The sequence below is a fragment of the Leptothrix toolikensis (SeqCode) genome (assembly GCF_057922285.1).
The window spans coordinates 1-10,976 of the sequence record NZ_JBYSVC010000080.1; the positions used below are offsets into that span (position 1 = coordinate 1).

Genomic DNA, 10,976 nt, shown 5'->3' on the forward strand with positions numbered 1-10,976 from the left:
CCTGCCAGAACTTCTCACGCGCTTATCTGCACCATTTGGACCGCTGCGGCGAAATGCTGGGGCCGATGCTCACCAGCATTCACAACTTGCACTACTACCTGAACTTGATGCAAGAAGTCCGCAACGCGCTCGATGGGGGGCAGTTCGCCACGTTCAAGACGCAGTTCAAGGCGGACCGGGCACGGGGGGTCTGACAATAGTTTTGGGCTATTGATTCAGAAATATATTCAATTTTGACTATATCGCCCCACCCTCTAAGATCGCGCCATCGTTCTCACGGTTCCCTCACCCCTCATCCCTCAACCCCTAGGAGTCATCCATGTCTTCCCTGATCAACACCAAAGTCAAGCCCTTCAAGACCACGGCCTATCACAACGGTCAGTTCGTCGATGTTTCGGACGCCGATCTGGCGGGCAAGTGGTCGGTGTTCTTCTTCTACCCGGCCGACTTCACCTTCGTGTGCCCGACCGAACTCGGCGACATGGCCGATCTGTACCCTGAATTCCAAAAGATCGGCGTCGAGGTGTACTCGGTGTCCACCGACACCCACTTCGTCCACAAGGCTTGGGCCGATGCTTCGGAAACCATCCAAAAGATCAAGTACGTCATGCTGGGCGACGCTACCGGCAAGATCACCCGTAACTTCGAAGTCATGATCGAAGAAGAAGGTCTAGCGCTGCGCGGCACCTTCGTGGTGAACCCCGCTGGCGAAATCAAGATCATCGAAGTCCACGATCTGGGCATCGGCCGCGACGCCAAGGAGCTGCTGCGCAAGGTGCAAGCCGCGCAGTACGTCGCCGAAAACCCCGGTGAAGTTTGCCCCGCCAAGTGGACTCCGGGTGCTGACACCCTGACCCCATCGCTGGAGTTGGTTGGTAAGATCTGACCCCAAGCCCAAAGATGAAGAAATATTTAATATCGATATTTCTTCATCAGAAGTTAAGCATTTTCGCCTGAGCAAATCGCCCAACCCGCAAACATATCGGGTTTAGTCGAGATTCAGTCGAGAAAATGCACGTCATAAGCCATCCATTCAGCATGGCTTTATGACGCATAAATGCAACGCTTACCCGCAGAAAAACACCTTGCGTGATGCGCAACACGGAGCCGCCCGGCCCGTAGCTTGCCTTGACATTGCTACGATTTGTAGCAGCTTTTGCCGTGTCAAATACCACAGTTTTGCCATTTTTATGGTTTGTTTTAAATCAATTATTCTTTATTTACAGCCTTCTTGACCCTGTTGCAGTCTGTCTAACAGCTTAGACAACGTCAACGGAGGGCAAATCTTATGGCTAGCCAATCAATCGCTTCGGCGAGCAAAAACCCATTCACCCGCGTAGCCGCCGCCATCGCGGTGCAGGGGCTGATCGCAGCAACCCAAGCTCACGCAGGGATCGGTTTTGTCGATTCTGCAGACGCGCTAAACAACCCGATCCGGGTTCAAACCTACTTCGCACACAGCCCCTCCGGCGCGCGCCAAGGCCCCGTCCCCGTTGAGGCGACATCCCCGGCCATGTTCCCGACCGGATACCCCGGTACCGGCAAGGCGTTGCGCAAGTTTGTCGATCCAATTGCCACGCTGGCGAGCAATTCGACGGCGCAAAAGCAGATTCCGGTGGCCACCCCGGGCAAGTGGATCAGCCCGTCCACAGGCTTAGCCAACACAGACGACTACCTCGAAATGGCCGTCGTTGAATACCGCGAGCAAATGCACTCCGATCTGCCCGCCGTGATCTCGACCACCGGCCCCACGGGGCTCGCTACTGGGGGCACTGTGCTGCGCGGCTACGTGCAGATCGCCAGCCCGAAGATGGAAGCCGACGCGATCGCTGCGGGCAACACGCTGGCTCAAGCCTTTAAGCCGCTCTACTACCCGGACGGCAGCCGTATCCGGATCTGGGACGCCAACTTGGACGGTTCCCCAAAGTTGGACACCGCCGGTCAACGCCTCAAAAAGGATGCTTGGGCGGTGAATGATCCGCATTACCTCGGCCCAGCGATCATGGCCACCCGGGGCACCCCCCTACGCGTCAAGTTTTGGAACCTGCTGCCCGTGGGCCGGGCGATGTTGGATGCCACCGGCCAAGTGACACAGCGCAACGGCGACTTGTTCCTGCCCGTGGATAAATCGCTGGCCGGGGCCGGTGTCGGCGCAGACGGCATGACGATGTACAGCCAGAACCGCGTCTCCATCCACTTGCACGGCGGCGATACGCCTTGGATCAGCGACGGCACCGCGCATCAGTGGTTCACGCCGCTCGGCGAGGAAGATCCGCTGCACACCGCACCCACCTTTAGCGGCAACTCGTTGGCCGCTGAGATCATGAATCCCGCCGTGTTGCCCGAGTTTCTGCGCGGTGCCAGCGCCACCAACGTGCCCGACATGTACGACCCGGGTCCGGGGGCCATGACGCTCTACTACACCAATGGGCAAAGCGCCCGCATGATGTGGTACCACGACCACGCAGTCGGCATCACCCGGCTCAATGCCTACGCAGGCATGGCCGCACCCTACTTGCTGACCGACACCGAAGAGCAGCGCCTGATCAGCAGCGGCGTGATTCCGGCCCTCACCGACACCCTGCCCTTGGTCTTGCAAGACAAGTGCTTTGTGCCCAAGGACGTCGCCCTGCAAGATGCCCGTTGGAGCACCACCGCTTGGGGCGACTACGGCAGTTTCTGGTTCCCCCACGTTTACGAAACCGTTCAAGACCCCGGTCAGCTCAACAGCTGGAACCCGGTCGGTCGCTGGCACTACGGCCCATGGTTCTGGCCCGTGTTCCCAGCGCTCTATGTGCTGCCCACCGGCGCGTATGGCGACGAAACCACCACGCCCGAATCGTGGTGCGACACCCCGGTCGTCAACGGCGTGGCTTACCCGTTTGTGGAGGTCGAACCGAAACCGTATCGCCTGCGTATCTTGAACGGTGCCAACGACCGCTTCTTCACCTTCAACTTGTTCCAAGCCGACCCAAGCGGTGCGGTGATCGATACCGCAGGCAACGTCGGCAGCCCGGTGGACGCCGCCACAGGTAACCGGACGTGGGTCGATGCGAGCGGTGCCCCGATGGCCAGCCCCGTCAACCCGACGCTCTTCCCCACCGATGTGCGGATGGTCCCAGCTCAACCAGCCACCAACCCTTGCCCGGCGGATAAAACTCGCTCCGATCAAGTGCAGGGCGGCTGCACCCCTACCAATTGGCCCACCGATGGACGCCCCGGTGGGGTGCCCGACCCAGCCACCGCTGGTCCCACGATGTACATGATCGGCAATGAAGGTGGCTTCCTTGCCAAGGTCTTCCCGATTGAGCCCTTGCCGACCAACCCGCTCTATGACGTGGGTCGCGTCACGGTGCTGAACATCAACACCACGGGCCTGTATCTGGGCAACGCCGAGCGCGCTGACGTGGTGGTGGACTTCAGTCAGTACGCCGGTCAGACGCTGATCGCCTACAACGACATGCACGCCCCAGTGCCGGCCGCCGACCCCCGCAACGCTTATTTCACCGGCGTGGGTGATCAGAGCGCGAGTGGCGGTGCAGAAGACACCTTGCCCGGCTACGGCCCGAACACCCGCACGCTGATGCAGATTCGTGTCCGCCCCTTGCCCAGCGGAACAACGGCAGCAGCACCCTACAACCCGACCACCCTCAACGCAGAGATCCCCAAGGCCTACGCCGCCAGCCAAGAGCGGCCGGTGGTGGCGCAGTCGGCCTACAACCAAGCGTTTGGTACGAGCTGGAACGACACCCAAGCCTTCGCTTCCATCTTCACGGGCTCGCTCAAGCAACCCCAGTTCGTCTTTACGCTCGGCAACCCCGGTGTATTCGACCAGATCAAGGTGGACGTCCCTGGTGCAGGCTACATCACCGCACCCAAGGTTGTCTTCAACGGTGGCCTCTCTAATCAGCCGGGTAATGTGGCAGCCACAGCCAACGCCTCGCTCAAGATGGATCAGATTGCGATCACCAACGCCGGTAGCGGCTATCTGATCACTCCAGCCGTCAAGATCTCCACCATCACGGGCGGGGGGACTGGGGCAACGGCCCGGACCACGCTCAAGGTCTCTGGGATCAAGATCACCAATGGCGGCTCGGGCTACTCGGCAGCAACACCCCCGGTGGTGACTTTCTCCAAGCCCCAAGAAGTGGGCGGCATCACCGCAACAGGTACAGCGGTGGTCAGCACCAAGGGCGTGGTGACAGGCATCACCTTCACTCAGCCCAACGGCGGCGGCACAGGCTACTGGACCGCGCCCACGATCACCATCGCCCCGCCTGCGGTCGGCACCAAGGCCTTGGCCACCTCCAGCGGCAGTGTTGAACGCTTTATCCTGACCTCGCCTGACCCGACCAACCCGGCAGCAGCGGGAGGTGGGGGCTACACCGACTTCACCGGCGTGACCATCACGCTGACAGCGGCACCCACGGGCGGCGTCACCGCCACAGGCTCCGCCACCGGCAAGGTCTTTGATGTGACCTTGGTGCATCCGGGCAGTGGCTACACCGCGATCCCAACAATTGATTTCATCGGCGGAACCCCGACCACAAAAGCCAAAGCCACCGCATTGTCAACCGGCCAAGGCAGCTATTTGGTCAAAACCAAGGCCATTCAAGAGTTGTTCGAGCCGACCTTTGGCCGCTTGAACGCCACGCTCGGCATCGAGTTGCCCTTCACCAGCGCCCTGACGCAAACCACCATCCCGCTGCTCTACATTGATCCGGCCACCGAAATCATCAACGACTTCGAAACCCAGATCTGGAAGATCACCCACAACGGTGTTGATACCCACCCGGTGCATTTCCACCTCATGAACGTGCAGGTGATCAACCGCGTGGGCTGGGATGGCTTCATCACCGCACCCGACCCCAGCGAAGTGGGCTGGAAAGAAACCGTCAAGATGAATCCGCTGGAGGACATCATCGTGGCCTTGAAGCCCAAGCACCCGACCATGCCGGGCTTTGGGTTGCCGCTGAGCGTGCGACCGATGGATCCGAGCCAACCGCTGGGCTCACCGTTTGGCTTCACGCAGGTCGATGTCAACACCGGCCTGCCAACCCAAGTGGTCAACACCATGACCAACTTTGGTTGGGAATATGTCTGGCACTGCCACATCTTGGGCCACGAAGAAAACGACTTCATGCGTCCGCTGGTGTTCCAAGTGAGCGAGGCGGTTCCGAGCGCCCCCACGGGATTGACCGCCAACACCGCCCTGGCCGGTGGCATGCAACTGGCTTGGACCGATAACGCCAACACCGAGTACCAGCAGATCGTTGAAAGCGGCAATGGCACCACTTGGGCACCCTTGGTCACCCTCCCGGCCAACTTGACAAACAACCTCGATCCAAGACCCCTGCCGGCCGATACCCTGCGCAGCTACCGGATCACCGCTGTGGGTGCGGCGGGCTCGGCCACTTCGGCTGTGGCCAACGTGGCCCTGCCGACTGCTCCAGCACTGACCGCTGTGGCCCAAACCGCAGGCACCGCTTCGATCAAGCTGACGTTCACCGACAACTCCAAGATCGAGAAGTCGTGGAGCGTGCAGCAATCGGTGGCAGGCGGCGCTTGGACGGATGTGGGCAGCGTGGCCTCCACCACCTCGGCCACCACGGGGACGAACAAGACCATCACCGTAACAGCCACCAGCGGTGGGTCGGTCAGCTACCGCATGGCGGCCAACGCCATGGCAGTCGCTGCCCTGCCCTCACCCAATACCGCGTCGGCTTGGAGCAATGCGTCGACGGCCATCACCATGATCAAGGTCAATCAGACGTTGACGACCCCGACAGCGGTCACATTGGGCAGCACAGGCACAGTCACCGCGTCCTCAGGCCTGCCCGTCACGCTGACCGCGACTTCGACCCCGACGATCTGTTCGGTGGCTGGCAGCAGCATCACCCCGATAGCTATGGGCACCTGCACGGTCACGGGAACGCAAGCCGGCAACACCCTGTGGAACACCGTGACCGCGACCAAGTCGGTGACGATCAGCAAAAAGGCCCAAACCATCACCTTCCCTGCAACCCTGGCTACAACGCTCACGCGACCCGCCACCTTGACACTGGGGGCCACAGCCTCTTCAGGTTTAGGGGTGACTTACAGCGTCGTGAGCGCCCCCGTATCCACGGGTTGCTTGATCACCAATGGTGTTTTGAGCGCTACAGCGGTCGGAAAATGCACGGTCACAGCCAGTCAAGCGGGCGACGGTACATGGGCCACGGCCACGGCGGTGATCAAAGCGATCACGATCAAATAAACGGTTCTCTTCGCATGTCAAACAGCACCCTCGGGTGCTGTTTGTTTTTCCAGTTCTGCTATGGTCGCGCCCCGTCCCCGCTTCATCCGTTTCTGCCGACATGAACCGCACGCTCCACTACACCGAACAAGATCTGATCGACGCGCAGCGCCTGCACGCCGTGCCCGGCCCGACCACCCGCATGCTGGTTTCCGGCGTATTCATCTTGGTGCTGGTGTACTACGCCCAAACCGATCAGCTCACCAACACCGTGTTTCTCGGCACGATCATCGGCTTGGTGAGCTGGGTGCTGCTCCAGTTTTTTGTCCTGATTCCTCAACAGGCCCGGCAGCTTTACAAGCAAGACGCAACGCTGCGGCGTCAGCAGCACTTTCGTTGGGACAACGAGCACATCACCATCCACGCTGAGGATGAAACACATCACATCGCTTGGCGTGATGTGAAGCAATTCAAGGAAAGCCCTTCGGTGATTTTGGTCTACCCCCAAAGCAACGATCACTTCAATCTTTTCCCGAAGCACTGTTTTGAGAGCCAGCACGACATCGACGTTTTCAAGTCACACATAAACTTGAAAAAGTGAAGCCTGGCGAGGCTTTGCCGAAGGTTTCTTCGCTAGGATCGCCGGATGACGATTGGCCACAGACACCGCTACCTGATCGTCCTGCTGGTGATCAGTCTGCCCTTTCTGGCGCTGCTGGCCCTGAATTTGCAAGCTTCTCGGCTGCACGCCCGATCAGCCGCTATTGGACGCGTTGAGGATCTCAGCCTTGTGCTGGAGACCCACTTGCGCTTGCAATTCAGTGCCGCCGAACAGGTGGTCAGCCTCATGGCCCACCATGTGCCGCCCCAAGCCATGCAGCGGTCGCAGGTCCAGAGGTACCGCCCGCAAGTGGCCGCTTGGCTGCAAACCCACATCAACGCCTTGGCGCATCACTCAATGCTGCGCTACTTTGACGCCGAGGGGCGCAGCCTGTATGCCTCCGTGGCCACAGAAGCCGAGGACAGCATTGCGGATCAGGCGCACTTTCATCAGCTTAAAGAACACCCCGAAGACACCCTGCTCTATTCGGATACACGGGCCCATCCCGCCTCGGGCCACGTGTTCTTCGACATCGTCCATGCCGTGCGGGATGAGCAAAAGCGTTTCCTTGGCGTCGCCACGGTAACCATTGATGTGGGTAGCCTGCATGAGGAACTGAAGGGCCTTCAGCTCGGCCCAGATAGCATCGTGACGCTGCGCCGCGTCAACAACGGCGCACTGGTGGTGAGCTATCCCGGCGCGGTGGTCGCAGATAACAGCCCCAGCACAGACCTCGCCATTTCTCCAGCCATTCGACAAGGTGATCGAGAAGGCATTCTGGACGTGGCCTCTCCCTTGGATGGGGTGAGACGCATGTATGGCTACCGGGCCATCGGTCACACGCCCATTTACGTTGCCGTCGGTCTCGCTGAAAACGACTACATCGCCGAGGACAACCGCCTAGGCAGAGCCTCCATGGCCTTGGGTGTGGTCTTCCTGTTCATCCTGATCACGGCCCTGTTCCTGATGAATCGCGCCTCGCGCGCGCGCGACCGTTCTGAAGAAAAATTGCGCGCCAGCGAGCTGCGGTTTCGCCGCTTGGTCGATCAACACCACGCCGTGATTCTTCAGATTGAGCCCCAAACCGGCAGCATCTTCGACGCTAACGCCGCCGCGACGCGTTTCTACGGCTGGAGTCACACCGAGCTGTGCCGCATGTCGATCCGGGACATCAATTGCCTGCCACCCGAAGACGTGGGTGCCGCCCTCAAGCGCTCACAAAGCGGTGAATGCACCCATTTTATTTTTCCGCATCGCCTCAGCAGCGGCGAGATCCGCACGGTCGATGTGCATGCCACCCCGATTGAGGTCGAAGACCGTGTCCTCTTGGTGGCAATCATCTTCGACATCACCCAGCGGATCCGTAATGAAGAGGAAATCAAGCGGCTGATGCAAGAGCAAAAAGCCATTCTTGATGGTCAACTCATCGGCATTGCCAAACTGCACCAACGCCATATTCTCTGGGGCAATCAAGCTTTCGCCCGCATGTTTGGCTACGCCACAGAGGCCTTGGTGGGGATGCCCGCCCGAGCGTTTTATGCCGAAGAAGCTGACTTCGCCCACTTCGGCCTCAAGGCCTATCCGGCCATCCAGAACGGTGGCTGCCACCGCGACACGCTGCGACTGCAACGCCGCAACGGCAGCATCGGTTGGTTCGATGTCAACATCGCCCCGCTTTTCCCGGGCAGCGACATCGCCATCATGGCTTTTGTCGATGTGACCGAGCGGATGACCTCTCAGCTCGCCTTGCAAGAAAGCGAAGAGCGCTTTCGTACCTTGGCCGACTACACCTACGACATGGAGACTTGGCTGGGACCGGAGGGTCAGCTGATCTATATCAGCCCAGCTTGCGAGCGCGTCAGTGGCTACGCCCCCGCTGAGTACAAGGCCGACCCAGAACTGCTGGACCGGATCGTGCTCGAAGAAGACCGCGAGCGCGTTGCCGCAGCCTGCCGTCTCGGACCCGACGACGCGCCCTGCGACCTGAGCTTTCGCATCCGCTGCAAGAGCGGCGAGCTGCGCTGGATTGCACGCGGCATCCGCCCGGTACGCTCCCGCGATGGTCGGCCCTTGGGCCTGCGCGCCAATGATCGTGACATCACCGAGCTCAAACACGCCGAGCAGTTGGCGCAATCCTTGGCCTATGCCGACCCGCTGACCGGCTTACCCAACCGCCGCATGCTCATGGAGCGGCTGACACAAAGCCTCTTGCGTGCCCAACGTTTCCATCGGGCTTTGGGGCTGATCTTCATCGACTTGAATCACTTCAAGCAAGTCAACGACCAATGGGGCCATGAAACCGGCGACGAGTTGCTGCGCCAAGTGGCCGAGCGCCTGCGCAGCTGCATCCGCGCCTGCGATACCGTGGCACGCATCGGCGGCGACGAATTCGTCATCTTGTTGACCGAACTCAACCAGCCCGAAAACGCCACCCGGGTGGCCGACAAAATCTTGCACATCTTTGTCGAACCCGTTCAGCTTGGAGAACACCGGCTCACCGTCACGATGAGCATGGGCATCACCCTCCCCAACCCGGATCACGCCCAAGATGCCCGCGAAGTCATGGCCCAAGCCGACCGTGCCATGTACAGCGTCAAACGCTCCGGTCGCAATGGCTGGACGCTGTTTGAGGGTACAGCGCCGGTTTGAGCTTAAGGTGCCACCCGAACCCACATAGAGCACCGATCAGCCGACTCCCCCTGGGCCTCCCAGGGACGGCGGTAGACCCAGTGCAGGGTGACGTCACCGGGGAGGTTGGCTTGGAGGTGGAACAGCTCGGTGCCACCGGCCCCCACACGACGTGAAACGTGGGGTGCGGTGGGTTGGAACTCCGCTGGGCCGAGTTGTTGCACGATGGGGGGGTCGATGGGCAGCAGCGTCCAGTGGTAGCCGGTGCTGGGGTTGGCGGGCAGGCGCACCACCCACGTTTCGCCCACGGCGAGTTGATGGGGTGGCGTCATTGCGGCACCCACGCTGCCGCTGTGCGTGCGGCTTGGTAGACATTGGCCGCCGTGATGCCGTTGGCGGCGACGCTGATGTCGCAGCTGCGGTCGGTGGCGGCCCCGTTGCGCACGCACAAGGGACGGTGCAGCAAACTGATGCGGCGAATCACCCGCCCGTCATCGGGCACATTGATCGCCCAGTGGCTGAAAGCCGTGGCGCTCACGTCGTTGTGCAGCGCCACATGGCGAAAACTGCCGTCGGCGTACTCCACCCGCAGGTGCAAGTTCCAACCCCACCAAAAGCTGTCGCCTGAAATGCTTTGCTTGATCAGGTTGAAGGTCACCGGATCGGTCGGGTCCCAAAGCCGCATCAGATGCCCTTGGGTTTTGAAGACGCCCAAGACCGCTGACAGCGCATCGTCAGGCCCATTGAAGGCCCCGACCACGGTGATGACCGGCACGTTGTATTGCTGCGGGAAGCGGAAGTCGTAGTAGCTGTCATAGCTGCTGCCCGCCGGTGCCGTGGGCAGCGGCTTGACGAAGCCATCGTCACCGGGTGGACGCAGCACGATCTCTTGGCTGCGCGTCGCCAGGTTGTAGCGGGTCAAAGTGGGCGATGCATTGGGGGCTGCGTTGGGGGCAACGCTGCGCCAGTCCGCTTGGACCGTGCCGCCTTGCAGCGGCAAGTTGAAGACGGTGGCTTGCGGTGCGGCCGCACTGCTGCCGGGGATCAAACTGCTCCAGTACGGCACGCTGCCGGCGTAGGCGCTGGCTGAGCCACGCCAGTAGCGCTGCATCTGCACGGTGGCAAAGTCGGAGAAATGGTCAAACAAGCGCCCACTGGCCACGTTGTTGCAGCCGCGCTGCATCGGGTCTTGGGCCTCGACCAAGGTGCCATGGCAGCCCCAAGGCATCAGCGTGTTGTCGAGCGCGTCATAGGCGGTGGTTTTGCCGAAGCCGCCGCCCACATAGCCCCCAACACTGGCGGCATTGCCCGTTTCACCGATATAGGGGTCAAGCAATCCGGTCGCTGAGGTTTGATGCGCCGCCGTCACATCTCCAAGGTGCGGCAGGCTCAGCGCGTGGCCGACTTCGTGGTTGAAGACCAGCTGATAGTCGCTGCCGCTGGCTTGCTGACCGCCGCCCAAGCCACCACCGCCCCCCGAATGGGCCCCCAAACCGCCAAACCAAACCGAGG

The 10,976-nt window shown here is 60.9% G+C and carries 7 protein-coding genes; 5 read left to right on the top strand and 2 right to left on the bottom strand.

Annotation, left to right across the window (positions count from 1 at the left end; translation table 11 throughout):
* From AC3VI7_RS10580 to AC3VI7_RS10600, 5 genes are all read left to right on the top strand, one after another.
* Positions 1–194 (top strand): tRNA-guanine transglycosylase (locus AC3VI7_RS10580; RefSeq protein ID WP_489671509.1); only part of this gene is annotated, 194 nt, incomplete at its 5' end.
* A 125-nt stretch (positions 195–319) separates the two neighbouring features.
* Complete coding sequence (ahpC, locus tag AC3VI7_RS10585) at positions 320–886, top strand: alkyl hydroperoxide reductase subunit C (RefSeq protein ID WP_489669669.1); 567 nt, start codon at positions 320–322, stop codon at positions 884–886.
* 627 nt (positions 887–1,513) lie between these two features.
* Complete coding sequence (locus AC3VI7_RS10590; RefSeq protein ID WP_489671510.1) at positions 1,514–6,256, top strand: hypothetical protein; 4,743 nt, start codon at positions 1,514–1,516, stop codon at positions 6,254–6,256.
* A 100-nt stretch (positions 6,257–6,356) separates the two neighbouring features.
* Positions 6,357–6,836: a YcxB family protein gene (locus AC3VI7_RS10595; protein WP_489669667.1), complete on the top strand. Its 480-nt coding sequence runs from the start codon at positions 6,357–6,359 to the stop codon at positions 6,834–6,836.
* Between the two features lie 45 nt (positions 6,837–6,881).
* Positions 6,882–9,485: a sensor domain-containing diguanylate cyclase gene (locus tag AC3VI7_RS10600; protein ID WP_489669666.1), complete on the top strand. Its 2,604-nt coding sequence runs from the start codon at positions 6,882–6,884 to the stop codon at positions 9,483–9,485.
* A 2-nt stretch (positions 9,486–9,487) separates the two neighbouring features.
* Here AC3VI7_RS10600 and AC3VI7_RS10605 read toward each other — a convergent pair whose 3' ends face one another.
* Both AC3VI7_RS10605 and AC3VI7_RS10610 read right to left on the bottom strand, forming a co-directional pair.
* On the bottom strand, positions 9,488–9,796 hold the full coding sequence (locus AC3VI7_RS10605; RefSeq protein WP_489669665.1) for a protease inhibitor I42 family protein: 309 nt from the start codon (positions 9,794–9,796) through the stop codon (positions 9,488–9,490).
* A partial coding sequence (locus AC3VI7_RS10610) for a M66 family metalloprotease (RefSeq protein WP_489671511.1) occupies positions 9,793–10,976 on the bottom strand: 1,184 nt, incomplete at its 5' end. The genes AC3VI7_RS10605 and AC3VI7_RS10610, both read right to left, overlap by 4 nt.

Coding starts and splice junctions, on each gene's coding strand:
- ahpC (WP_489669669.1), top strand. CDS start 320: ATGTCTTCCCTGATCAACACCAAAGTCAAGCCCTTCAAGACCACGGCC.
- AC3VI7_RS10590 (WP_489671510.1), top strand. CDS start 1,514: ATGTTCCCGACCGGATACCCCGGTACCGGCAAGGCGTTGCGCAAGTTT.
- AC3VI7_RS10595 (WP_489669667.1), top strand. CDS start 6,357: ATGAACCGCACGCTCCACTACACCGAACAAGATCTGATCGACGCGCAG.
- AC3VI7_RS10600 (WP_489669666.1), top strand. CDS start 6,882: ATGACGATTGGCCACAGACACCGCTACCTGATCGTCCTGCTGGTGATC.
- AC3VI7_RS10605 (WP_489669665.1), bottom strand. CDS start 9,796: ATGACGCCACCCCATCAACTCGCCGTGGGCGAAACGTGGGTGGTGCGC.